The following is a 24839-nucleotide window of genomic DNA, read 5'->3' on the forward strand; positions in this document are numbered from 1 at the left end:
GGTCAGAACTTGATCCCGCCGAGGAGGCCTGCGAGGCTCTCGCCGCCCGCCGTGATGCTCGGGGCGATACCCGTACTGGCCAGGTAGAAGCCGAAGAGGGTGACGACGATGGCGTGCGAGGCCTTGAGGCCGTCCTTGCGGAAGAAGAGGAAGACGATGACGCCGAGCAGAACGACGCCGGAGATGTTCAGGATCATGTGGGTTCTCCTGGTAGGTGGGGACAGTCACCATGAGTCCTTCCAAGGTCACAGCATGTATCCATACGATTAAAGGTGCAAATGAGGGAAATCCCGGCGTTTCCACCTGGGCGGGCGAGCGGGCGTTCGGCCGCCCGAGCTGGGCTGTTGCGCCGCGCGTGACCCGATGTGATCTTTGCCTCGGCCACGACCGCTCATGTGCGCGAGAAGCCAGTACTCTGGCGATTCACCCGTACGGCGCTGTCGTCGTACGCTCCAGAGGCACACGTGCTCGTGGCGGCAACACGAAGAGAGGTGGACCCGGCGATGAGCGAAGCCCCCGACCCGGAGGTCGTGGAGCTGGCGACCAAGGTCTTCGATCTGGCCCGGCGGGGCGAGACGGAGGCGCTCGTGGCGTACGTCGACGCCGGCGTCCCGGCCGGACTCACCAATGACCGCGGTGACTCGCTCGTGATGCTGGCCGCCTACCACGGCCACGCCGACGCCGTACGGGAGTTGCTGGCCCGCGGCGCCGAGGCGGGCCGCGTCAACGACCGGGGGCAGACCCCCCTCGCGGGGGCGGTCTTCAAGGGGGAGGCCGGTGTCATCCGGGTTCTTCTGGAGGGCGGCGCCGACCCGCTGGAGGGCACGCCGAACGCCGTCGACACGGCGCGGATGTTCGGCAGGACCGAGCTGCTCGAACTCTTCGGCGCACACTGATCCACGTGTTCTGACCAGGTAAAAAACGAAAGACGGGGGAGGCGGTACAGGGCCGCCGGAAATATCGGTCGCGGCAGGAAGAACCGCCGGGTCATCATGACGTCGTGATTCACGGACGCGATGGCTGGGCAGGTGTTGCCGCACCACGTGGACCGTGATGCGGTCCGCATGGGCCACTGACGAGAGGCAGAGGAAGATGGTCTACAGCAAGCAGGAAACGGCGGGCGCCCCGACGTGTTGTCACGCGGCCAGGTAGAGCAAGATCCCCGGTTGCGTCGACGCTTGATGTGAGGCTGTTTCCCATGTTCGAACCGTTCATAGCGCCCAGCGGTACGCTGCTCGGCCTGCTGCAGCGGGGCCGTGGCGACGGCACGCTGCACGCGCTCACCGCCCCGCGGGCCGAGGCGCTCGCGGCACTGAACACCTGTGTGCTGAGCGACCCCCGCCACGACTGGCAGGTGGAGAACCGCTCGCTCTACTACGCCCGGCTCTACCTCGACCTGCACGGCGAACTCGACGAGATCGAACGGCATCTCTTCGACGCCGAGGACGTCCTGGACACCGAGGAGTCCCGCACCGGACTCGCGCTCGCGGTCCTCGGACATCTCGCCTCGTACGGCAGGCGAGATGCGCTCGACCTGCTGCGCAGGTACGCCGCCACGGGCACCAACTGGGCCTGGGCCCTGGACGAACTGGCCCTCAGGGACGACGACGAAGGGCTGCGCGCCCTCGCCGAACCCGTCCTCGCCCGCTTCTCCACCGACCCGGAGGGCGAGGCGGAACTCGCCGCCACCGTCCGGGACGCCTTCGAACCCCGGCCCTGGCGGTTGTGGGCCGACGACCCCCGCGAGGCCGTCGCCACACGCGTGCGTGCCGCCCAGGAAGCCGGCTGCTTCGACCGCTGGCAGCGGCAGATGCGGCCCAGCGGACCCCGGCCCGGCTGGAGTGTCAGCGCCGTCTTCGAATGGGCCCGCCAAGGCATCGAACGCGGAGCCGTCCTCCATGTGCCGGCCGCGCGCTGCCTCACGGCCGTCGCCGGCCCCGAGGACCGGCCGGAGATCATCGCGGCCGCCCGGTCCGGCGACGACGCCGCCCGCTGTACCGCCTTGCGCTATCTCGCCGACGGCAACGATCCCGACGCCCTCGACCTCATCGAGGGCGCGGTGGCCGACGGCACCACGACGGTCGTGGAGGCAGCCGTCGACGCCTTCGAACGGATGCGCAGCGTGGCCGCCGTCGACCGGGCGCGCGGCTGGGTGCACCGGCCCGACGCCCTGGGCGCGGCCGCCGGGCGCATGCTCGCCTGCCGGGGCGGCGCACAGGACAGCGACCTGGTGCTGGGCGCCCTGCGCGAGGCCGTACGCGGCGAGGGCCCCGACGCCCCCACCCTGTGGACCCTCGTCGACGGCACCGGACGCCTCGGCATCGCCTGCGCGGCACCCGTACTGCGCCACATCTACCGGGAGACCGCCTCCTCCCACCTACGCGGCCGCGCCGCCCGCGCACTCGCCGCCACCGACCCCTCCTTCCCGGCCGGCTTCGCCGTCGAGTGCCTCTGGGACTGCGAGGAGACCACCCGTGAGATCGCCGCCCGGCACGCCGAGACGGGCGACACGCGCGTCGTCGACCAGCTCCGCCGACTGGCGGCCGACCCGGCCGAGGAGGCCGAGGTCCAGACAGCCGTACGCAGCCGAATCGGTCCTGACATGCCCGCAATGTGAACAGCCCGTGACCCGGAGGTCAGGAGGGCATGGACACGGTCTGACCTGGACATGTGTGCAGCGCAACGCTCATGGGACGTTCCTCGTCCGGAAAGATCCACGTTGACGCGGCCACGTCCGGTACGACGACAACACGGGTATGCGTGTCGTCATCGTGACCGAGTCCTTTCCTCCCGATGTGAACGGCGTGGCCCACTGCGCCCTGCAGACCGCGCGGCACCTCGTCGCGCGCGGTCACTCGCCGCTCGTCGTGGCCCCGGCCACCGCCGCGGGCGCGGCGGCGGGCGCCGACCTCCAGGCGCCGTGCCCCGTCGTCCGTGTCCCCTCCCTCCCGCTCCCGGGCTACCCCCAGGTCCGCGTCGCTCTGCCCAGCCGCCGGGTGGCCGGGGCGATCGTCGACCACCGGGCCGACATCGTCCACCTGGCCAGCCCCTTCGTCCTCGGGGTGCGCGGCATGGCCGCCGCCGCGCGCCTCGGGGTCCCCGCCGTCGCCATCTACCAGACCGACCTCGCCGGCTACGCCCGCACCTATGTGCACGCCGGCGAGGCGGCCGCCTGGCGGCGCATCCGCTCCGTCCACGCCGCCGCCGACCTCACCCTCGCCCCGTCCGGCGTCGCCCTGCGTGACCTGGAGGCACACGGGGTGCCCCGGGTGAAGCTGTGGCAGCGCGGCGTGGACACCGTCCGCTTCCGGCCCGCCCTGCGCGACGAGGCGCTGCGCCGCGAACTGGCGCCGAACGGCGAGCTGATCGTCGGCTACGTCGGCCGCCTCGCGCCCGAGAAGCAGGTCGAACTGCTGGCCGGAGTGTGCGGCCTGGACGGCGTACGCGTCGTCGTCGTGGGCGACGGCCCCAGCGAACCCGGGCTGCGCGAGGCCCTGCCCGGCGCCGTCTTCCTCGGCCGCCGCACCGGCGACGACCTCGCCCGGATCTTCGCCTCCCTGGACGTCTTCGCCCACACCGGCCCCTTCGAGACCTTCTGCCAGACCGTGCAGGAGGCCATGGCCAGCGGAGTGCCCGTCGTCGCCCCCGCCGCCGGCGGACCGCTGGACCTCGTGGCACACGGTCGTACAGGGCTGCTGGTGCCGCCGCGCGACGCCGCGGCCGTACGGGACGCCGTGTCGTCGCTGGCCGGCGATCCGGCGCTGCGGGCGGCCTACGGGGCCGCCGGGCGGGCCATGGTCGAGGGGCGCACCTGGGCGGCCGTCGGCGACCAGCTCATCGGGCACTACGCCGATGTGCTCGCGGCGCGGACGGCGGTGGCGGCATGAACGGGGCTTCCTCCGGGGCCGCACGGAACGACGCCGCCCGCTCGGGCCTGCGGATCGTGCGGCTCGCCAACTTCGTGGCACCCGCCTCGGGCGGCCTGCGCACCGCCCTGCGGGAGCTGGGGCGCGGTTACGAGGCGGCGGGGCACCACCCGGTGCTCGTCGTGCCCGGCGAGCGGTACACCGACCGCGAGACCGAGCATGGCCGCGTCATCACCCTCCCCGGGCCCCTGCTGCCCGGCACCGGCGGCTACCGCGTCCTCATGGACAAGCGGCGGGTCGCGTCCCTCCTGGAGTCCCTCCGCCCCGACCGGCTGGAGGTCTCCGACCGCACCACCCTGCGCTGGACCGGGGCATGGGCGCGACGTGCCCGGGTGCCCGCGGTGATGGTCTCCCACGAGACCGCCGACGGGGTGCTGCGCACCTGGGGCCTCTCCGAGAGGATGGCCCGGCGGGCCGCCGACGCCCTCAACGTCCGTACCGCCCACACCTACACGCGTGTGGTGTGCACCACCGAGTTCGCCGAGCGAGAGTTCGTAAGGATCGGCGCCCGGAACGTCGTCCGCGCACCGCTGGGCGTCGACCTCGTGGGGCGGCACCCCGGTCTCCTCGACCCGGGGGTGCGTGAGCGGCACGCGCGCGTGGACGACGTGCTGCTGGTGATGTGCTCCCGGCTCTCGGTGGAGAAACGTCCCGGCACGGCGCTCGACGCGCTGGAGGCGCTGCTCCGGCGCGGACGGCGCGCGGTGCTGGTGGTCGCCGGGGACGGACCGCTGCGGGCCCGGCTCGAACAGCGGGCCCGCGGGCTGCCCGTGACCTTCCTCGGCCATGTCGCCGACCGCCACCTGCTGGGCGCCCTCCAGGCCACGGCTGACGTGTGCCTGGCGCCCGGGCCCGCCGAGACGTTCGGGCTGGCCGCGCTGGAGGCGATGGCCTGCGGCACGCCGGTCGTGGCCAGCTCCTCCTCGGCGCTGCCCGAGGTCGTCGGGTCGGCCGGGGCCACGGCGGCGGACAGCGGTACCTCCTTCGCGGACGCCGTCGAGTCGCTCCTGGACCGACCCGAGCGGGACCGCCGGGACGCGGCACGCGCGCGTGCCGAGTGCTTCGGCTGGCAGACCTCCGTGGACGCCTTCCTCGCCGCCCACGACGCGCACGCCGGCCGCCCGGCATGGGAGGGCGTCGGATGAGACCCCTGCGCTTCGTGGCCCTCGGCGACTCCCTCACCGAAGGCGTCGGGGACCCCGTCGCGGACGGCTGGCGGGGCTGGGCCGCGCTGCTCGCCGACGGACTCGCCCCCGAGGTGGAGTTCACCAACCTCGCCGTCAGCGGCTCCCAGACGCGCGACGTCCTGGACCGCCAACTGTCCGCCGCGCTCGCGCTCCGCCCGGACATCGCCTCCGTCGTCATCGGCGTCAACGACACCCTGCGCTGCACCTTCGACATCCACGCCGTGGCCGCCCGCCTGGACGAGGTGTACGGGGCCTTGCGGGACCAGGGCGCCGAACTGCTCACCGCGTGCCTGCCCGACCCCGGCGCGATGCTCGGCCTGCCCGGAGCCCTCGCCCGGCCGCTCGCCCGGCGGCAGCGGGCCGTCAACACCGTCGTGCACGCCCTGTCCGAGCGCCATGGAGCGGTCCATCTGCACGCCTGCGAGGGCGCCTGGCTGACGGACCGCGCGATGTGGAGTGCCGACCGGCTCCACCCCGGCGAGCGCGGACATCGGCGGCTCGCCGTCCGCTTCCACGCGCTGCTCACGGAGGCCGGGCTCGTGACGGGTCCGGCGCCCTCACCGGAACCCGGCTCCCCCGCGCCGACCCGCGCCGCCGGCCTGTGGTGGCTGGCCACGGCGGGCACGGGGTGGGTGGCCAGGCGGTGCACCGACCTGCTGCCGCAGCTCCTCACCCTCGCCGCCGCCGAGGTACGCCACAAGGCACGCGGCACCAGCGCCCGCCTCGACCTGACCGCGGCCCACGCGGTGGCCTCGGCCCTCGCGGCGCTGACGGGGTCCGAGCAGCGGCCGGAGGTGGCGTGAGGCGACCGCCGCCGGGGAAACCGGTGCCCGTGAGACCACCGTGGAAGTGGGGTGGAGGCGGCGTCGTACGGTCGGTCAGCGGCGGTGTCGTACGGCGATGAATCGCACGGGCGTGCCCGGTGTGGCCTGGGCCGCGGCCGGGAGGTCCGCCGGGTCGACGACCGCGATCACCGGATAGCCGCCGGTGGTCGGATGGTCGGCGAGGAAGACGACCGGGCGGCCGTCAGGCGGCACCTGGACCGCTCCCAGCACCATGCCCTCGCTCGGCACCTCACCCGGTCGCGCCCGTTCCAGCGCGGGGCCCTCCGTGCGCAGCCCGATGCGATTGCTCGCCGACGACACGGCGTAGGGACGGGAGGCCAGGGTGGTGAGCGCCGAGCCCGTGAACCAGTCGTGGCGTGGGCCCAGCGTGACCCGCAGGACCAGCTCCGAGGGCGGCGCCGGGTGCGGAACGGCGTCCACGCACGCGTGCGGCCCGGTCGGGTGTCCCAGGGGCAGCACGGTGCCGTCCGTCAGCGGGGGAGGACCCAGACCGGACAGCAGGTCCGTGGAGCGGCTGCCGAGGACCGGTTCGACGGTCACGCCGCCGGAGACGGCGAGATAACTGCGTACCCCCGCGCGTGCCGGCCCGATGTCCAGCAGCGCGCCACCGGGAACCCGCACGGGCGCTCCCCAGGCCGCCGGGCGGCCGTCCACGGTGACCGGGCAGGGCGCGCCCCCCACGGCGACGGTGACCGTCGCGCGGGGCCGTACGGAGCAGCCGTTGACCGTGGTCTCCAGGACGGCCGCCTCCGGGGCGTTGCCCACCAGACGGTTGACCAGGGCGGCGGCGGGCGCGTCCAGCGCCCCCGAGCGGGGGACGCCGAGGTGCGCCTGGCCGGGCCGCCCCCGGTCCTGGACGGTGGTCAGGGCACCGGCCCGGACGACGGCGAGGGCACGGTCGCTCATGGCGCCGCCACCGGGGTGAAGCGGACACGGGTGCCCGGCGTCAGCAGCGCGGCCGGCACGCGCGCGGGGTCCCACAGGACGAGGTCCGTCGTACCGATCAGCTGCCAGCCGCCCGGCGAGGAGCGCGGGTAGACACCGGTGTACGGACCGGCCAGGGCCACGGAACCCGCCGGGACCGCCGTGCGGGGCGTCGCCCGGCGCGGCACCTCGCGCGGCAGCCCGGTGAGGTAGCCGAAGCCGGGGGCGAACCCGCAGAACGCCACGCGGAATTCAGCCGCCGCGTGGATACGGGCGACCTCCGCCTCGTCGACCCCCCAGTGCGCGGCGACGGCGCCCAGGTCGGGGCCGTCGTACCGCACGGGGATCTCGACGACGTCCTCCGTGCGCGGCGGGACGGGCGGCACCTCCCAGGTGGCGAGGCGCTCGGCGAGGCGGGACGGGGCGTCCAGACCGTCAAGGAGGACCGTACGGGCCGCGGGGACCAGCTCCTCCACCGTCAGCTCACCCGTGGCGCGGCGGCGCAGCAGCTCGGCGTGCAGGGCCTCGGCCTCCTGACCCGAGTCCACCTCGATCAGCAGCGCGCGATCGCCGACCGGCAGCGCCCTCATGCGAACGCCTCCACACGCACCCCCGCCGCCGCCAGCTCGGCCCGCACCCGGCGGGCCAGCTCCACGGCCCCCGGTGTGTCGCCGTGCAGGCACAGCGAGCGGGCGCGGACGGGGATGCGCTCCCCCGAGTGCGCGACGACCGTGCCGGAGCGGGCCAGCTCCACGGACCGCCCGACCACCGCGTCGGCGTCCGTGATCACCGCGCCGTCCTCGCCGCGCGGCACGAGGGTGCCCCGCGCGGTGTACGCGCGGTCGGCGAACGCCTCGGTGACCGTCGGCAGCCCCGCTCCCGCCGCCAGGTCGAGGAAGCGGGAGCCGGGCAGGCCCAGGACCGGCAGCGCGGCGTCGGCGAGTACCACCCCGTCGACCACCGCCGCCGCCTGCGCCTCGTCGTGCACGACCCGGTTGTAGAGCGCGCCGTGTGGCTTCACGTACGACACGCGCGTGCCCGCCGCGCGGGCGAAGACCTCCAGGGCGCCGATCTGGTACGCCACCTCGGCCGCCAGTTCGGCGGGCGGCACGTCCATCGCGCGCCGCCCGAAGCCCGCCAGATCGCGGTACGAGACCTGGGCGCCGACCCGTACACCGCGCTCGGCCGCCTGTTCGCAGACCCGGCGCATGGTGGCCGCGTCCCCGGCGTGGAAGCCGCAGGCCACGTTGGCGCTGGTGACGACGGTGAGCAACTGCTCGTCGTCGGTCAGCCGCCAGCGGCCGAAGCCCTCGCCCAGGTCGGCGTTGAGGTCGATCGAGGTCATGGTTCCCATTCTGCTCGTTCCGGGCTCTCGCTCAGACCACGCGATACCGCTCGTCGCGGGCGTCCGTCAGGAACATCCGCCCCGGCGCGTGAGTGATCGCGAACGGTGGGCGCGACGCCATCACGGCGGCCTGCGGGGTGACCCCGCAGGCCCAGAACACCGGGATGTCGTCCGGCTCGGCGGTCACGGCCTCGCCGAAGTCCGGGCGCGACAGGTCGGCGATGCCGAGGCCGGCCGCCTCCCCGCAGTGCACCGGGCCGCCGTGCACCGCCGGGAGCAGACTGCTCTCCCGGATCGCGGCGGCGAGATGCTCGGGCGGCACCGGACGCATCGACACCACCATCGGCCCGTGCAGCCGGCCCGCGGGCCGGCACTGGCGGCCGGTGACGTACATGGGGATGTTGCGGCCCTGTTCGATGTGGCGCATCGGGACGCCGGCCTCGGTGAGGGCCCACTCGAAGGTGAAGCTGCACCCGATGAGGAACGACACCAGGTCGTCCCGCCAGACGTCGACCACGTCGGTCGGTTCGGCCACCAGGTCGCCGTGTTCCCACACCCGGTAGCGGGGAAGGTCGGTGCGCAGGTCGGCGCCCGCGGCGAGCGGGGTGGTCCAGGCTCCAGCGTCCGTCACGTCGAGTACCGGACACGGCTTCGGATTGCGCTGGCAGAACAGCAGCATGTCGTACGCCCAGTCGGCGGGCACCGAGATCAGGTTCGCCTGGGTGTGCCCGGCCGCGACCCCTGCGGTGGGCCCCGGCAGCCCGGCGCGGAACCGGGCGCGGGCCTCACCGGGGCTCCACGCGTGCGCGTGCGGCTCGACCAGGGTCACGGGACGGTCGTCGGGGGTGAGGGAGGAAGCGCCGTCCCACGTCGGGTCGGTGTCGGACAGCGGGAGGTCCTGTGCGGTCGCGGGGTTCATACCAGCTCCCTCCCGCGCGTCTCCGGCAGACCGAGGAGGGCGACGGCCGCCAGGGCGTAGCCGATCGCGCCGAAGACCAGCGCGCCGCCCACACCCCAGCTGTCCGCCAGGAAGCCGACCGTCGTCGGGAACACGGCGCCGACGGCGCGCCCGGTGTTGTACGTGAAGCCCTGCCCGGTGCCGCGCACGGCCGCCGGGTACAGCTCGCTCAGGTACGACCCGAAGCCGCTGAAGATCGCCGACATGCAGAACCCGAGGGGGAAACCGAGCACCAGGAGAAGGCCGTTGGCGCCGCTCGGTATGTTCGCGTACGCCAGGATGCACAGCGCCGACAGCACCGCGAACAGCCAGATGTTCCGCCTGCGGCCCAGGCGGTCGGTGAGGTAGCCGCCGGTGAGGTAGCCGATGAAGGCACCGGAGATCAGGAACGTGAGATAGCCGCCGGTGCCGACGACGGACAGGTCGCGCTCGGTCTTCAGATACGTCGGCACCCAGGTCGCCAGCGTGTAGTAGCCGCCCTGGACCCCCGTGGACAGCAGCACCGCGAACAGCGTCGTGCGCAGCAGGCCGGGAGCGGCCGCGGTGCCGGGCCGGAAGATCGCGGCGAACGAGCCCTTCTCGGTGCTCCGCTCCCGCGCGGCGGCCGCCTCCGGGGCGTCCTCGACCGAGCGGCGCACCCAGACGACGAGGAGCGCGGGCAGGGCTCCCGTCCAGAACATCACGCGCCAGGCGAGGTCGTCGCCGAAGACGGAGAAGACCACCGTGTAGACGATCACGGCGAGCCCCCAGCCGACGGCCCAGGAGCTCTGGATCGCGCCGAGCGTGCGCCCCCGGTGCTTGGCGCTCGCGTACTCGGCCACCAGGATCGCGCCGACCGCCCACTCGCCACCGAAGCCGAGGCCCTGGAGGGCCCGGAAGACCAGCAGCGTCTCGTAGTTGGGCGCGAAGCCGCAGGCCACGGTGAACACCGCGTAGGTGATCACCGTGATCATCAGGGCCTTCACCCGGCCGATCCGGTCCGCGAGCACACCCGCGGCGGCGCCGCCGATCGCCGAGACGACCAGCGTGACCGTGGTGAACAGGCCGGTCTGGCCGCTGTCCAGCCCGAAGTAGGCCGTGAGCGCGACCATGCTCAGCGGCAGCGTGAAGTAGTCGTACGAGTCGAGGGCGTAGCCGCCGAAAGCGCCACCGAAGGCGCGGCGGCCGCGTGGACCGAGGGCGCGCAGCCAGCCGAACGCGCCGTCGTCAGCGGCGGGTGCGCCCGCCTGGGGCTGAGATGTGGTCGTAGGGACCGGGGACGAGGGAGGGGTCGAGCTCATGAGCACCTCGCAATGAGGGACGGAGGATGCGTGAGAGGTGAGCCGTGCCGTCGTGCTGAGCCATGTTTCAGGGCGCCTGTCAGCAAGGTAGAGGATCGTTGAACGATCCTTCAATACCCATGTTGTCTCGTTCTGACGACTGCGGTTGAATTCGGCGCATGGCCGCCGAACTGACGGGACTTGCCGACGACCGGGCCCTGCTGGGCCGCACCAGCACCGCCGAGCGGGTTTCGGACATCCTCCGGAGCCGGATCGCCGAAGGTTTCTTCCCGCCGGGCACCCGCCTGTCCGAGGACAGCATCGGCGGCGCCCTCGGGGTCTCCCGCAACACCCTCCGGGAGGCGTTCCGCCTGCTCACCCATGAACGGCTCCTCGTGCACGAGCTCAACCGCGGGGTCTTCGTGCGGGTCCTCACCGTCCAGGACGTCGAGGACATCTACCGCACCCGCCGGCTCGTGGAGTGCGCCGTCGTCCGCGGGCTCGGCGAGCCGCCGTACGGCCTCGACGGGCTCGCCGCGGCCGTCGCCGACGGTCAGCGGCAGGCGCGAGAGGGCGACTGGAAGGGCGTCTCCACCGCCAACATCCACTTCCATCGCGAACTGGTCGCCCTTGCGGGCAGCGCCCGCACCGACGAACTCATGCGGAGCGTCTTCGCCGAACTGCGGCTCGCGTTCCACGTGGTGGACAACCCGCGCAAGCTCTACGAGCCGTACCTGGCACGGAACCAGCTGATCCTCGGGACGCTCCAGCGGGGGGAACGCGACCGGGCCGAGGAGATGCTGGCCGAGTACCTCGACGACTCGCTGCAGGGCCTGGTCGAGGTCTACGGCCGCCGGGTGGCCGACGTGTCCTGAGCGGGCTGCGACCCAGCCCGGGGGCACGGCGTTCGCCCGGCCCGATGGCGTGGCGTTCTCAGCCCGGCCCGGTGCCCCGCCCCGGCGCAGCGATTTGGGTCGCTGTCAGACCCAGGACCTAATCTGTGCACCGTGACTTCACCCGTATCGACGGACAGCGTTCCGCCCCAGCTCAGTGCGGGGCCGCGCCCGGCGCCGGGCCCGGCCGCCGACGAGGGCCTGGCGCGGCGGCTGCGCGCCCTCGCCTGCACCGCGCCGCTGCACGACCTCGACGCGCGCAAGGCCAACCTCGCGGGTGAGTACTCGGTGTACGGCATGGCGGAGGTCGCCCTCGCCGCGATCGACCTGGTCACGCTCAACATGGACTTCGACACCGGCGCCGACCACGACCAGATCGTCGCCCGGCTCATCCCCCGTATCGCCGCCCAGGCCCCGCGGCGCCCCGTCGAGGAGCACGAGCGCGTCGCCCGCTGGGTCCTGGAGAACCTGATCAACGTCGGCAGCGTCGACCGCGGGTTCCGCGCCGTCTACGGCACCTTCGCCTCCGACGGCACCTATGTGCGCCGCGACTACGACTTCAAGCTGATCGAGGAGGTCCCCGGCTACGGCGGCGGGGTCTACCTCCGCACCACCGACGAGGCCGTCAACGTCCTCGTGGGCGCCCTCGACACCGACGTCACCAGCGCGCAGATCGCCGCCGAGGTCAAGCTGGAGGTCCTCATCAGCCGGGGCCGGCTCGCCGATGCCCAGCTCGCCGCCGAACAGGCGCGCTACCGGACCGTGCAGTACTCGGAGACGCTCCGCAAGGCCCTGGACGCCACCCGGCGCAACGTCCGCGCGGTCGACTGGCTCCGGGCCGTCCCCGACATGATCGCCGAGGCGCTCGACCACGTAGCCGACCGCTACCGCCACGAGAACGCGATCCTCACCAATATCCGCAAGGCCCGCGACGAGTCCGAGGACCCCGAGCAGAAGCGGCGCGCCGCCGAGCTCGTCGACATCGTCAAGGACTGCATCCGGCGGCACACCCAGTTGCAGTCCCGGCTGCTGGAGGCCGGCCCCCTGTTCCGCGCGGAGCAGGACCGGCAGGCCTTCGCCACCCCCATGACGACCTCGGGCACCGACCTCTACGGCCATCTGCTCGCCCCGCTGCTGCCGCTGCCCGTGGAGCAGGCCCGGCGGGTGACCGACGCGTTCTTCGCCCGCGGGACGGGGCTGCGTACGCCGGGATCCCCGCGGCTCGGGGACCTCGTCGACCTCCTGTTCACGCCCCCGGTGGAGCGGGAGCACCTGGGCGCGGAGATGCCGGAGCCGGACCTGATCGCCACCCCGGACGACAGCCGGTTCAGCGAGGAACAGCTGGCCGCGGCCATGCGGCTGCTGGACCTGCCCGCCGACGCGCCCCGACGGCTGTCGGGACTGCTCGCGGAGGCCCGGCGGTCCGACCCCGAACTGCCCTATCTCGTCGCCCTGCTGGCCGTGCACGCGGCCAGCCCCCCGGTCGGCACGGCCTACCGGCAGGGGGAGGAGAAGCTGCTCTTCGCGGTGGACGACGGGACGGAGCTGGACGACCCGGAGTTCGGCGGGGCCGACCTCATCGTGGGGACGGCACTGCTGGACGCGGCCGGGATGGCGGCCGACCGTTCGGAGGCGGCATGAGAACGCCCTCGGGCCCCCGCACGGGCCCCGCCCCCGCTGTCCCTGTCCCCAGTTCCGAGACCTGTCGCGACAGCCGTTCCGAGACCTGTTTCGAGTCCTGTTCCGAGATCGAGGAGTCCCTGCCGTGAGCGAGCACGTCGAGTGGAGTGAGCCGGAGGCCGCCCCCGCTCCGGTGGCCGCCGCCGTCACCCCCGCCGACGCCGCCGACGCGGCGCGGCTCGTCGCCTTCGGGCTCCAGCCCAAGCTCCAGCCCGCCCGCGACCAGGAGTACGGCGACCTGTTGCGCCGCTACCGCGAGGACCCGGCCTTCGCCCGGCTCGCCGACGCCGTCGCCACCGGGCTCGGACTGGTGGTGCTGGAGGTGTCACCGAGAGCCGGGATGGCGGTGACGGCCGCCGAGGACTCCGTGTTCGCCGTGCGCATGGGGGACTACGCACGGCGCACCTCGGCCGACTCCGTGGACCGCTTCCTGCACGGGCTCGCCCACCTCGCGGTCGCCGCGATGGCGTTCCCCCGCCCGGAGGACCTCGCGGACGACGGATACATCGGGCGCGTGTCGGTCAACGGGGTCGACTCGTTCGTACGGCAGGCCTGCCGGCGGCTGGAGGAGCGCGCCGAGGAGCAGGGGGAGAACACCGACCCGGCGACGGACGCGCCCGGACTGGAGGCCGCCTGGCGGATCTGGGCCAGACGCAGCTCCACCGGGGCCACCAAGGACGCCCGCCGGCTCGCCGGTTCCACCACCGGCATCGTCGGCAAGGCGGTGGGCTTCCTCACCGACTCCGGCTTCCTCCAGCGCACGGGCGACGACAACGGCGGTACGTACCGTACGACCGCCCGCTACCAGCTCCAGGTACGGGACATGGCGGGCAGCGCCGCGATGGCCGAACTGCTCGACCTGGGGATCGTCCCGGTCACCGACGGCACGGCCAGCCTGCTGCCCCCCGACGACACCGACGACCTGGAGCTGGTGGCCGACGCCGGGCTGCCCTTCCACTCCTGACCCGCCCGCACCCGCCCCGCCCGCGCACACCGCCCGCACCCGCCCCGAACCGCACCGCCCGCACCACGTCTCCGCACGAACCACCCCCACGACCGCGAAAGTCCCCCACCATGTACGAGCTGTCCCGGGTCCGCCTCTACTCCATCGGGCCGGCCGGTGCGCGCTACGCCGACACCGTGCTGGACCTGAGGGGTGTCGGCGAGCCGGTGCCCGACCCCGCGCCGCAGCAGGCGGAGTTCTTCGAGGAGGAGCCCACCGGGCCGCCGCGCCGGCCCGCGCCCGCGGGCGTGCTCTTCCTGGAGAACGGCGGCGGCAAGTCGGTCCTGCTCAAGCTGATCTTCTCGGTGATGCTGCCGGGGCACCGCAACACCCTCGGCGGCGCAAGCTCGGGCGTGCTGCGCAAGTTCCTGCTCGCCGACGACTGCGGACACGTCGCGCTGGAGTGGCAGCACACCCTCACCGGTGAGTGCGTCGTCGTGGGCAAGGTGAGCGAGTGGCGCGGACGCCAGGTCTCCAATGACCCGCGCAAGTTCGCCGAGGCCTGGTACTCCTTCCGGCCCGGCCCCGGCCTCAGCCTCGACAACCTCCCCGTCGCCGAGTCCACCGCCGTCCGGCCGCCCGTCGAGGGAGCCTCCGGCGCGCAGGGGCGGCGGCGGACCATGAAGGGGTTCCGGGACGCCCTCACCGAGGCGGGCAAGGCGTATCCGCACCTCGAAGTGCACTGGGAGGAGATCCACGACCGCTGGAACGAGCATCTGACCGACCTCGGCCTCGACCCCGAACTCTTCCGCTACCAGCGGGAGATGAACGCCGACGAGGGTGAGGCCGCCGGTCTGTTCGCGGTGAAGAAGGACTCCGACTTCACCGACCTGCTGCTCCGCGCGGTCACCGACACCCGGGACACCGACGGGCTCGCCGACCTCGTCGGCGGTTTCGGCAACAAGCTCGGACGCCGGGCCGAGCTGATCGCCGAACGCGACTTCACCGCCGGTTCCGTGGACCTGCTCGGCCGGATCGTGGAGGCCGCCGAGGCACGGTCACGGGCCCGTGACATCCACACGGCGGCGGAGCGGCGGACCCGCACCCTGGCCCGGCGACTCTCCGCCAGGGCCACCCGGGAACGGGTCAGGGGCACCGATCTCGCCCAGCGGGTCACCGCCGCCGCGTACGCGGTCACCCATGCCGAGGGCGCCCGCGAGCGCAGCGCGCTGATCGCGGCGGAACTCGCCTACCGGCACGCCTCGCTCGCGCTGGCCGCCGCCGAGAAGTCGGCCGCCGCCCAGAAACGGGAACTGGCCGACGCGCGCACCCTGCACTCCGCCTGGCAGGCCGCCGAGGCCGTGCTCAGGCACCGCGCCGCCGCCGACCGCGTCGCCCGTGTGGCCGCAGCCATCCAGGAGGCCGAGCGGGACGCGGCCCCCGCGCTCGCCGCCCGCGCCAAGGCCGCCGTCGACCTCGTACGGGCCCTGCACGCGGCCGCCGAGAGCGCCGAGCACCTCGCCAACGAGGGCGAGGAGCGGTCGGCGGCCCTCCAGGAGCTCGGCGAGGCCGCCCACCGGGACTCCACCGCCGCCGCCACCGAGGCGCAGCGCGCCCGCAGCGAGATCGGGCACCTGAAACAGCGGCTCAGCGAGGTCGAGCAGGAGACCGCCGAGGCGGTCCGGGCCGGCTGGCTCGACGACAGCGCACCCGACGCCGACCCGGCCCGGGCCGCCCTCGCCGCCAGCGACGCCGAGAAGACCGCCGTCGCCGCCTGGGACACCGCCCGCGAGGCCTCACGACGCGCCTCCGAGCACGCCAGGGAGGCGGCCTCCGCCGAGGCCCGCGCGGAGCTGACGGCCGCCCGCGCGGCCGACGCCGCCGTCGCCGCCGAGCGCGCGTACGACGGGGAGCGGCGCACCGCCGAGGCCCTCGCGGCGGAGGAGCGCCTCGCCGAACTGCTGAGCCTGCCGGGCGCCGCCCGCAAGACCCGAGCCGGGGTGCCCGTCCCCCGCACCGCAGGCGACGGTCCCGGCGGCGCGGCGGCCGCGAGGCCCGCCGAACCGGAGCGGACGGGACCGGCGGCCGACGGCGCCGACACCTCCGGTTCCCCGGGCGAGGGCCCCCTCACCCCCGAGGAGCTGGACCGCTTCGCGGACGAGCTGCGCGAGCTGCTCGACGAGAACGTGTCCTCCGCGGAGCGCACCCTGTTCGAGCTGCGCACCGCCGCGGCCGACGACTCCCGCATCCTCGGCGCCCTCGGCGACGGCGGACTGCTGCCGCCGGGCCCCGACGTCCTCGCCACCGTCGAGTTCCTCGGCGAGCACGGCATCCCCGCCCTGCCCGGCTGGCGATACCTCGCCCAGGCCGTGGACCCCGCCGACCACGCGCGCGTGCTCGCCGCGCGCCCGGAGCTGGTCGACGGCGTCATCATCACCGACCCCGACTCGCACGTCCGCGCCCGTGCGGCGCTCAGCGACGCGGCTCTGCTCCCGCGGTCCGCCGTCGCCGTCGGCACGGCAGCCGCCCTGCTCGCGCTCACACCGCCCCTGGACGCGGGCGACGGCGCCTCGTCCGAGGTGTTCCTCGTCCCGCCGAACCCGGCCATGCACGACGAGCGCGCCGCCGACGAGGAGCGCCAGGCCCTGCGCGCCCGCGCCACCGAGCGAGACGAGGAGATCCGGGCCCTCGCGGCCCGCCTCGGCAAGGACCGGGAACTCGCGGCGCGACTCGCCTCCTGGCGCACCGGCTGCCCGGCGGGCCGACTCACCGAGCTGGCCACGTCGGCGGGGGAGACCCGCGCGTTCGCCGAGGAGGCCGAGGCGGAGCTGGCCGAGGCCCGGACCGTGCGGGCGGAGGCCGAGGAGGCGGCGGCCGAGGCCGCCCAGGTGCGGGACGAACGGCAGGAGGCCGCGCAGAAGGCCCGGCGCGCCGCCGACGCCCTCGCCGGACTCGCCTTCCGGCTGCGTGAACGTGCCGGCTGGCAGGTCAAGCTCCGTGAACTCGCCGACGAGGCCGCCGAGTCCGAGGCCCGCGCCCAGATCTGCCTGGAGCGGGCCCGCGCCGCCGACGAGGACCGCCGCGCCACCCAGCGCGCCGCCGACGACGCCCGCCGCACGGCACGCGCGCTGCGCGCCGAGCGCGCGGAGATCGCGGGCGCCCCCGACGACGTACCGGAAGCGGACACCGACGCGCCCAAGCAGCCCCTCGCCGCCCTCCGCGAGGCCTACCGCGCCGCCTCCCAGGTGTACGAGAAGGTCGGTGTGGGCGCCGACCTGCGCGCCGAGCAGGCCCGGGCCGAGAGCGACGAGAGCGCCGCCCGCGCGGAACTGGACCGGCTCAGCAACAAGGTCCGCAACCGCGCCGAGCAACTCCTCCAGTCGCCCGACGGCTCCGACGGCCCCTCCCGGCAGGCCGCGTCGGCCCGCGCCGAGGAGCTGGTGCAGCTGCTGGAGACCCGTATGTCCACGGCGAGCGAACAGCTCGGACGACTGCGCGGCGAGGCCGAACGGCACGCCCCCGAGGACGGCGAGGCGCACACCGAGCTGCCCGAGGAGATGGTCCCGCGCGACGCCGACCACGCCCAGGCCCTGCTGCGCACCGCCACCGCCGAACTCGCCTCCCGCACCGAGGCGCTGGCCCAGGCCCGCGAGGCCCACGCGGAGCTGCTGGCGGCCCACCGCGCCGCCGAGGACGCGGCCGGCGGCTTCGACGAGACGGCCGCCCTGCTCAGGGACCTCCTGCGCGACCATGCCCCGGACGACGACCAGGAGGAGCCCGAGCCCTACCCGGGCGGCCTAGAGGACTCCCGCAAGGCCGCCGCCGAGGCCCGCCGCTCCCTGCGCGGCTGCGCCGCCGACCTCTCCGCCGCCGAGGGCGCGGTGCGCGAGGCGAGCGACATCCTCGTACGGCACGCCAACTCCACCCGCTACGAGCAGGTGCGCACCCCGGCGCGCCAGCAGATCCGTGAGCTGCCCGCCTCCGCGCTGCCCGAGCACGCCCAGAAGTGGGCGGACGCCTTCGCGCCCCGGCTGCGGGTCCTCACCGACGAGCTGGCGCAGCTGGAACGCAACCGCGACTCGATCGTGGACCGGCTGCGGGGACTCGTGGAGTCGGCGCTCGCCACCCTGCGCTCGGCCCAGCGGCTGTCCCGGCTTCCCGAGGGCCTGGGGGAGTGGTCCGGACAGGAGTTCCTCCGCATCCGCTTCGAGGAACCCGACCAGGCGACACTCACCGAGCGGCTCGGCGAGGTCGTCGACGAGGCGACCCGCGCGGCCGTGAAGAAGAACTCCGACATGCGGCGCGACGGCATGTCCCTACTGCTGCGCGGAGTCAGCGCGGCCCTCCAGCCGAAGGGCGTCGCCGTCGAGATCCTCAAGCCCGATGCCGTGCTCCGCGCCGAGCGCGTCCCTGTGGGGCAGATGGGCGACGTCTTCTCCGGCGGTCAGCTGCTCACCGCGGCCATCGCCCTGTACTGCACGATGGCCGCGCTCCGCAGCAACGACCGGGGCCGCGACAAGCACCGCCACGCCGGCACCCTGTTCCTCGACAACCCCATCGGCCGGGCCAACGCGACGTACCTGCTGGAGCTGCAGCGGGCCGTGTCGGACGCCCTCGGCGTCCAGCTCCTCTACACGACGGGCCTCTTCGACACGACCGCCCTGGCCGAGTTCCCCCTGGTCATCCGCCTGCGCAACGACGCCGACCTCCGCGCCGGCCTGAAGTACATCAGCGTCGAGGAACACCTCCGCCCGGGACTGCCGCAGCAGCCCCGGGCGGGAGAAGCGGGTCACAGCGAGATCACGGCGACGCGGATGTACAAGAGGCCCACGCCGAACCCCGCGTGACAGGGGCGCGGGGAACTGCGCGACCGGCCACGACGGACCCGCAGCCGCCCCGCGTCCCCAGGCACCCAACCCCTGGGCATCCACCCCCTAGGCGTCGGCCTTCAACAGATCCGCGCACTTCTCGCCGATCATCATCGTCGTGATGCACGGATTGACCGTCACCAGATCCGGCATCACCGACCCGTCGGCCACCCGCACCCCCTCGACCCCCTTGACCCTCAACCGCGCGTCGAGCGGCGCCGAGGGGTCGTCGTCCGCGCCCATCTTCACGGTGCAGGCGGGGTGGTAGACGGTGTTGTGCGTCTTGCGGATGTAGTCGAACAGCTCGTCGTCGGTCCGCACGTCGGGACCGGGCGCCAGTTCGGCTCCCGCCCATCCGCTCAGCGCCGGCTGCGCGGCGATCCGCCGGGCCAGCCGCAGCCCGTACGTCATCACCCGCACGTCGTGCTCATGGGTGAAGTACCGCGGGTCGACCTTCGGCTTGTCCCGGTAGTCGCGGGTGCGCAGCCGTACGGTGCCGCGCGACTTGGCCCGTGTCACGTTCGGCGTCAGACAGAACGCGTTCTCGGTCGTGGGGTAGCCGTGCCGGGCGGTGTTCATGTCGAACGGCACGGACCCGTAGTGGAACATCAGGTCGGGGCGGTCCAGGCCGGGCTCGGTGTCGTAGAAGATGCCCGCCTCCCACCACTGGTTGGACGTGGTGGGCATCGGCTGCGCGGCCTCCCACATGATGACGCCCTCGGGGTGGTCCTGGAGGTTCTCGCCGACGCCCGCCGAGTCGACGACCACGTCCACGCCCACCTCGCGCAGGTGCTCGGCGGGGCCGATACCGGAGAGCATCAGGAGCTTCGGCGTGTCGATGGAGCCGCAGGAGACGATGACCTCGCGCCGGGCCCGGACCGTGCGGGTGTGGATCAGGTCGGGGTCCAGGTACTCGGCGCCGACGCAGCGCCGCCCCTCCAGCACCAGCTTCTTGGCGCGGACGCCCGTGCGGACCTCCAGGTTGTGCCGCTTGCCCATGATCGGGTGCAGATAGGCCACCGAGGAGGACTGCCGGATGTTGTTCTCGTCGGAATTGATCTGGAACCAGTTGGCGCCCCGGATCACCGTCGTACCGGTGTTGAAGGGCTTCGTCGGTATCCCGGCCTGGGCGCACGCCTCCAGCAGGGCGGTGCCGCACGGGTCGTCGCTCTTGATCGTGCGGAGTTTGACCGGCCCGCTGCGGCCGTGGTGGTCGCCGGGGGCGTCGTTGTTCTCCAGCCGCTGGTAGAGCGGGAAGAGGTCGGCCGCCGACCAGCCCGTACAGCCGGCCGCCGCCCAGTCGTCCAGGTCCTCTGCGGGGGCCCAGAAGGCGATGCAGGAGTTGTGGGAGGAGCAGCCGCCGAGGACCTTCGCACGGGCGTGCCGCATGAAGCTGTTACCGCTGGTCTGCGGCTCGACGGGGTAGTCCCAGTCGTAGCCGGACTCCAGCAGGCCCATCCAGCGGTCCAGTTGCAGGACGGCGTCGTCGCCGACGTCGCTGGGTCCGGCCTCCAGCACGCACACGGTGACCGACGGGTCCTCGGAGAGCCGGGCCGCCACCACGTTTCCCGCGGTGCCGCCGCCGACCACGACGTAATCGAACTCTTCTGCGCTCATGGGGAGTTGTCCTCCTTGCGTTGCATGCGGCCCCGGCGGATCGGCGCCGGGGACCGCGTGTTGCGTGCTGCGTCGTTCTGTCAGTCGGCCGCGGGGGAGGCGACGGTCGGGGCGGGGGGCGCGGTCGGGCCGGACGGCGCGGTGCCGGTCCCGGCGGCCGCCGTCGCGTGCTCGGCGAGCACACCGGTCTTGTGGCGCTGGACGAACCAGTAGTAGGCGAAGCCGCCACCCGCGATGAGAGCGACGAAGAGGACCGCGCCCCAGCGCAGGTACCAGTGGAACGGCTCGGTCGCGTTGTAGACGGAGGCCCGGGGCCAGATCAGGTTGAGGGTCATGCCCGTGCCCCACAGGACGGCGAGGGCGTTGACGAGGACGCCCCAGCGGCCCAGGGAGAACCTGCCGTCGCCCGCCGGCTGCCACTTGCCGCGCAGCCGCGCCACCAGCATCGGCACGGTGACGCCGAGGTAGGCGAGGTAGATCATGATGATGCCGATGCTGGTCACCACCGTGAAGATCTGCGGCTGGCGGATGTTCACGAGCAGAATCGAGAGGGCCAGCACGCCGATGATCACGGCCGGGAGGACCGGGGTCTGGAAGCGCGGGCTGACCTTGGCCAGCAGCGAGGACGCGGGCAGGTTGTTGTCGCGGGCCATCGCGAAGGCCAGGCGGATCGCCGCCGTGTGTACGGCGAGCGCGCACACCGTGACCGCGATCAGCACGCACCAGAGCATCGCCTTGCCGGCCGTCGGGCCGAGCACGTCGAGCACCACGTACTGCAGACCGTCCGTGGACAGCCTCTCGCCCTTCAGGCTGGAGACGCTCATCAGCGCCAGCAGCAGGATGAGACCGCCGAGGACGAAGGAGGCGACGATCGCCCGGATGATGGCGCGCGGCGCGTTCCGGGACGGGTCCAGCGACTCCTCACCGAGCGATGCGGCCGTGTCGAAGCCGTACATGACGTACGCCGACGCCAGCGAGGCCACGAGGAACGCGCCCAGGTACCCGGCGCCGCCGTACCCCTCGCCGGTGCCGTTCGTCTCCAGGACGACCTGCGGGCCACGCGTGATGTGCACCGCGAACAGGGCGATCAGCACCACGGTGGCGATCAACTCGATGAACACGCCCGCCGTGTTGATCGTGGCCATCAGCTTCACGCCGAAGGCGTTCACCAGCGTGGTGAACAGGATCAACACCGCGGCCAGGATGACCGCGTTGGTCGCCACGTCATAGGTGCCGGTGCCGTCCCCGACGAACTGGAACACATCGGAGATCTGCGGCAGCGTCAGCTGGTAGGCGAGCGCCACCGCCGCGATGGACACGATCGACGCGGTCAGCATCATCCAGCCGGCGAGCCAGCCCAGATGCGGATTGCCTATCTTCTTCGACCAGTTGTAGACGGAGCCCGCCACCGGATAGCGCGCCGCCAGTTCGGCGAAGCAGAGCGCGACCATGAACTGGCCGACGAACACCATGGGCCACGACCACCAGTAGGCGGGGCCGCCGCTGCTGTAGCCGAAGTAGAACAGCTGGAAGGTGCCGGTGAGGATCGAGATGTAGCTGATCCCGGCGGCGAAGGTGTGGAAGTTGCCGAGGGTGCGCTTGAGTTCGGGTTTGTAGCCGAACTCGGCGAGTTCGGCGTCGTCGTTCGGTTTCTGTGGTCCGGTCGGTTGCTCGATGGTCGTCATGAGCGGACTCCTGGGGGGCCTCGGGGAAAGAGGGAGCGGCTCTTACGGGTGCCGGGATGAGGGCCGGGACGGGTGCCGGGATGGGGGGCCGGGGTGAGGTGCCCGCGGGCACGGGCAGGGAGGGGGACCGCATCCGCGGGACTCGGAAGAGGAGTCATACCTACGCTTCAAGTCCCCCTTGTCACAAGGGAGTTACGCGAACCAGCCCTGCGGTGCCGGATCCGTGTTGCGCCAGATGTGCTTGGCCTCGCGGTACTCGGCGAGCCCCGCGGGTCCGAGTTCACGTCCGAAGCCGGACTGCTTGTAACCGCCCCACTCCGCCTGCGGGACGTACGGGTGGTAGTCGTTGATCCACACCGTGCCGAGCCGCAGCCGGGCGGCCACCCGCCGGGCCCTGGCCTCGTCCGTCGTCCAGACGGCGCCGGCCAGGCCGTAGATCGTGTCGTTGGCGAGCCGTACGGCCTCCGCCTCGTCGCTGAACCGCTCCACGGTCAGGACGGGGCCGAACGACTCGTCCTGGACAACGGACATCGTGCTCGCGCACTCGTCCAGGACGGTCGGCGGATAGTAGAAGCCCTGGTCGTACGCCTCGCCCGTGGGCCGCTCGCCGCCACAGCGCAGGACCGCGCCCTCCGCGACGCCCTTGGCGACGTACTCCTCGACCTTCGCGCGGTGCGCCGCCGAGATCAGCGGGCCGGTCTGCGCCCGCTCGTCGAACGGGCCGCCCAGCCGGATCCGCTCCGCCCGACGCACGAGTTCGTCGACGAACCGGTCGTGCAGCGCGTCCTCGACCAGCAGCCGGGCACCGGCGGAGCACACCTGTCCCGAGTGCAGGAAGACGGCGGTGAGGGCCATGTCGACGGCGGTGTCGAAGTCGGCGTCGGCGAAGACGATGTTGGGGTTCTTGCCGCCGAGCTCCAGGGCGACCTTCTTCACGCTCGCGGCGGCGTTGGCCATCAACCGCCGACCGGTCTGGAGGCCGCCCGTGAACGAGACGAGGTCGACGTCCGGATGCTCGGAGAGCGGGGCGCCCGCCTCGGGGCCGGCGCCGAGGACCAGATTCGCCGTGCCCGGCGGCAGCCCGGCCTCCTCCAGCAGCCGCATCAGATGGATCGCGGTGTGCGGGGTCAGCTCGCTGGGCTTCAGCACGAAGGTGTTGCCGGCCGCGAGCGCCGGGGCGACCTTCCAGGCCGTCTGGAGGAGCGGGTAGTTCCACGGGGTGATCAGCGCGCACACCCCGACCGGCTCGTACACGACCCGGCTGTCGACACCGTCCTGCCCGGTGTCCACGACCCGGCCCGTCTCGGCGGTGGCCGCGTGACCGAAGTAGCGGAAGCAGTTCGCGATGTCATCCATGTCGTACTCGCTCTCCACCAGCCGTTTGCCGGTGTCGAGCGACTCGGCACGGGCGAGCGCGTCCTTGTCGCGTACGAGCAGGTCGGCGACCCGCAGCAGCAGGGCGCCCCGCTCGGCTGCCGGGGTCGTGGGCCACGGACCCTCGTCGAAGGCGCGCCGCGCGGCGGCGATCGCCTCCACGGTGTCCTCGCGGCCGGCCTCGTCGACGACGGCGACCAGGCTGCCGTCGGCGGGACAGCGGATCTCACGGGTCCGCCCGTCGAGCGCGCCACGCCACGCTCCGCCGATGAAAAGTTCGGGCATGTCTCTCGTTCCTCCTGGTCAGCGCCGTGCCGACGCCCTTGCGGCTGAGCGCCTAACCGGAAGACCGCGTTCTATGCCCACCAACCGGCCAAATGTGACGGTTGACACGTCCGGTCGGAAAGAACGGCAGAAGGAACCCGTGCGGGAGCGCCGAAGGGGCTCCGGAAGGCGCACTGCAAGGAGCACCCGAGGAGCCCGCACGGGGTCCACAGAAGGGCCACACGAGGCCCCGCGCGGGGGTCCACAGAAGGGCCACACGAGGGGCCCCGCACGGAGCGCCAGAAGGAACGAGGAGACGGGCCGCGCGCCCTTTACGGGTGCGAGAGCTGCCCGGCGCCGCCCCGACGGCGTATTCGCGCCTGCGTACGCTCCGCCGCGCGTGCCTCACGGCGGGCCCGCCGCCGCTCACGCCGCAGCGCACGCGCGGTGCTGCTGGGCGCCGACACCACGCCGTTGCGCTGGCTCCACACCTGGCGGGTCACCCAGACGTCCAGCACGCCCCAGGTCGCCGCGATCGTGCTGGCGACGCTGCTCAGGACCATCGGGAAGGCCAGCCAGGAACCGGCCAGGGTGGACAGCACCGCCACCATCGCCTGAATCAGCGTCACCGCGATGATGAGGACCGCGCGCACCGCAGCCGTCCGCACCGGGTCGGGCAGTCGGCGCCTGCGCGCCGGCTCCTCGATCCACAACGCCCGGTCCTGCACACTCTGTTCGTCCCTGGCGGCGGGCTTCCTCTCCTTCACCGTGACACCCTCGCCCGCCCCGGGGCCCCGCTCGGAAGCCCGAACGGCCTTCGCCGCCGCCTGTGGTGTCACCGTGTCCTTCTCGAGCGCCGCTTGCCGCTCCGCCGTGCCCATCAACTTGTCACTCCCCACCGCCGGTGGACCAAGAGCTCCGGGATCACGAGACCCGGCCCCCCTCTGGTGCCCGACTTCCTCCGAATTACGCCACCCGGGGGCGGCTTGCGGGGCCTGTCGCCCCTTCCGCACCGCGTTCCCGTACAGAAAGACGATCGAGGAACGCCGAAAGATTCCCAAGGAACGCAAA

The 24839-nt window shown here is 73.3% G+C and carries 19 protein-coding genes; 9 read left to right on the plus strand and 10 right to left on the minus strand.

The features are described 5' to 3' along the window. Positions 1 to 2: 2 nt before the first annotated feature. Positions 3 to 197 carry a hypothetical protein gene (locus tag ACZ4Z3_RS25020; RefSeq protein ID WP_055714125.1) on the minus strand — a complete coding sequence of 65 codons (195 nt, stop codon included), beginning with the start codon at positions 195 to 197 and terminating at the stop codon, positions 3 to 5. 306 nt (positions 198 to 503) lie between these two features. On the opposite strand from ACZ4Z3_RS25020, the gene ACZ4Z3_RS25025 reads away from it, so the two are divergent. From ACZ4Z3_RS25025 to ACZ4Z3_RS25045, 5 genes are all read left to right on the plus strand, one after another. After that, positions 504 to 896, plus strand: coding sequence for an ankyrin repeat domain-containing protein (locus ACZ4Z3_RS25025; RefSeq protein ID WP_468503074.1), 393 nt, complete (start codon positions 504 to 506; stop codon positions 894 to 896). A gap of 302 nt (positions 897 to 1198) precedes the next feature. Then, positions 1199 to 2617, plus strand: coding sequence for a HEAT repeat domain-containing protein (locus ACZ4Z3_RS25030; RefSeq protein ID WP_468503075.1), 1419 nt, complete (start codon positions 1199 to 1201; stop codon positions 2615 to 2617). A gap of 139 nt (positions 2618 to 2756) precedes the next feature. Then, positions 2757 to 3887 (plus strand): glycosyltransferase family 4 protein, encoded by a 1131-nt coding sequence (locus ACZ4Z3_RS25035; RefSeq protein WP_468503076.1) that lies wholly within the window; start codon positions 2757 to 2759, stop codon positions 3885 to 3887. After that, positions 3884 to 5071: a glycosyltransferase gene (locus ACZ4Z3_RS25040; protein ID WP_468503077.1), complete on the plus strand. Its 1188-nt coding sequence runs from the start codon at positions 3884 to 3886 to the stop codon at positions 5069 to 5071. Before ACZ4Z3_RS25035 ends, ACZ4Z3_RS25040 begins: the two co-directional genes overlap by 4 nt. Next, positions 5068 to 5916: an SGNH/GDSL hydrolase family protein gene (locus tag ACZ4Z3_RS25045; protein ID WP_468503078.1), complete on the plus strand. Its 849-nt coding sequence runs from the start codon at positions 5068 to 5070 to the stop codon at positions 5914 to 5916. Before ACZ4Z3_RS25040 ends, ACZ4Z3_RS25045 begins: the two co-directional genes overlap by 4 nt. 75 nt (positions 5917 to 5991) lie before the next feature. On the opposite strand, the gene ACZ4Z3_RS25050 is transcribed toward ACZ4Z3_RS25045, so the two are convergent. Genes ACZ4Z3_RS25050 through ACZ4Z3_RS25070 form a run of 5 tightly spaced genes read right to left on the minus strand, consistent with a single transcriptional unit; the run spans position 5992 to position 10465 of the window. After that, positions 5992 to 6864, minus strand: coding sequence for a 5-oxoprolinase subunit C family protein (locus tag ACZ4Z3_RS25050; RefSeq protein ID WP_468503079.1), 873 nt, complete (start codon positions 6862 to 6864; stop codon positions 5992 to 5994). Next, positions 6861 to 7472: a 5-oxoprolinase subunit B family protein gene (locus ACZ4Z3_RS25055; RefSeq protein WP_468503080.1), complete on the minus strand. Its 612-nt coding sequence runs from the start codon at positions 7470 to 7472 to the stop codon at positions 6861 to 6863. Before ACZ4Z3_RS25055 ends, ACZ4Z3_RS25050 begins: the two co-directional genes overlap by 4 nt. Further along, complete coding sequence (locus tag ACZ4Z3_RS25060; RefSeq protein ID WP_468503081.1) at positions 7469 to 8227, minus strand: LamB/YcsF family protein; 759 nt, start codon at positions 8225 to 8227, stop codon at positions 7469 to 7471. The genes ACZ4Z3_RS25055 and ACZ4Z3_RS25060 overlap by 4 nt, the downstream gene beginning before the upstream one ends. A 31-nt stretch (positions 8228 to 8258) precedes the next feature. After that, complete coding sequence (locus ACZ4Z3_RS25065) at positions 8259 to 9146, minus strand: putative hydro-lyase (RefSeq protein WP_468503082.1); 888 nt, start codon at positions 9144 to 9146, stop codon at positions 8259 to 8261. Further along, the gene (locus ACZ4Z3_RS25070) at positions 9143 to 10465 is read right to left on the minus strand and encodes an MFS transporter (RefSeq protein ID WP_468503083.1); all 1323 of its coding nucleotides are present in this window, start codon (positions 10463 to 10465) and stop codon (positions 9143 to 9145) included. The genes ACZ4Z3_RS25065 and ACZ4Z3_RS25070 overlap by 4 nt, the downstream gene beginning before the upstream one ends. Positions 10466 to 10623: 158 nt before the next feature. Between ACZ4Z3_RS25070 and ACZ4Z3_RS25075 the strand changes: the two genes are divergently transcribed. The 4 genes from ACZ4Z3_RS25075 to ACZ4Z3_RS25090 all read left to right on the plus strand — a co-directional run bounded on the left by ACZ4Z3_RS25075 (position 10624) and on the right by ACZ4Z3_RS25090 (position 18807). After that, complete coding sequence (locus tag ACZ4Z3_RS25075) at positions 10624 to 11319, plus strand: GntR family transcriptional regulator (RefSeq protein WP_468503084.1); 696 nt, start codon at positions 10624 to 10626, stop codon at positions 11317 to 11319. 132 nt (positions 11320 to 11451) lie between these two features. After that, on the plus strand, positions 11452 to 12978 hold the full coding sequence (locus ACZ4Z3_RS25080) for a hypothetical protein (protein ID WP_468503085.1): 1527 nt from the start codon (positions 11452 to 11454) through the stop codon (positions 12976 to 12978). 124 nt (positions 12979 to 13102) lie between these two features. Beyond that, complete coding sequence (locus tag ACZ4Z3_RS25085) at positions 13103 to 13981, plus strand: hypothetical protein (protein WP_055540884.1); 879 nt, start codon at positions 13103 to 13105, stop codon at positions 13979 to 13981. 110 nt (positions 13982 to 14091) lie between these two features. After that, positions 14092 to 18807 (plus strand): hypothetical protein, encoded by a 4716-nt coding sequence (locus tag ACZ4Z3_RS25090; RefSeq protein WP_468503086.1) that lies wholly within the window; start codon positions 14092 to 14094, stop codon positions 18805 to 18807. Positions 18808 to 18894: 87 nt separating this feature from the next. Here the strand turns inward: ACZ4Z3_RS25090 and ACZ4Z3_RS25095 are convergent, their stop codons facing one another. The 4 genes from ACZ4Z3_RS25095 to ACZ4Z3_RS25110 all read right to left on the minus strand — a co-directional run bounded on the left by ACZ4Z3_RS25095 (position 18895) and on the right by ACZ4Z3_RS25110 (position 24649). Beyond that, on the minus strand, positions 18895 to 20445 hold the full coding sequence (locus ACZ4Z3_RS25095; protein WP_468503087.1) for a GMC family oxidoreductase: 1551 nt from the start codon (positions 20443 to 20445) through the stop codon (positions 18895 to 18897). 80 nt (positions 20446 to 20525) lie between these two features. Then, positions 20526 to 22130 carry an APC family permease gene (locus ACZ4Z3_RS25100; protein ID WP_468503088.1) on the minus strand — a complete coding sequence of 535 codons (1605 nt, stop codon included), beginning with the start codon at positions 22128 to 22130 and terminating at the stop codon, positions 20526 to 20528. Positions 22131 to 22322: 192 nt separating this feature from the next. Beyond that, a complete protein-coding gene (locus tag ACZ4Z3_RS25105) occupies positions 22323 to 23789 on the minus strand; it encodes an aldehyde dehydrogenase family protein (protein ID WP_468503089.1) in 1467 nt (488 codons plus the stop codon). A gap of 311 nt (positions 23790 to 24100) precedes the next feature. Beyond that, positions 24101 to 24649 (minus strand): hypothetical protein, encoded by a 549-nt coding sequence (locus ACZ4Z3_RS25110; protein WP_468503090.1) that lies wholly within the window; start codon positions 24647 to 24649, stop codon positions 24101 to 24103. Positions 24650 to 24839: the final 190 nt, after the last annotated feature.

The organism is Streptomyces sp. NPDC030296 (assembly GCF_055572815.1).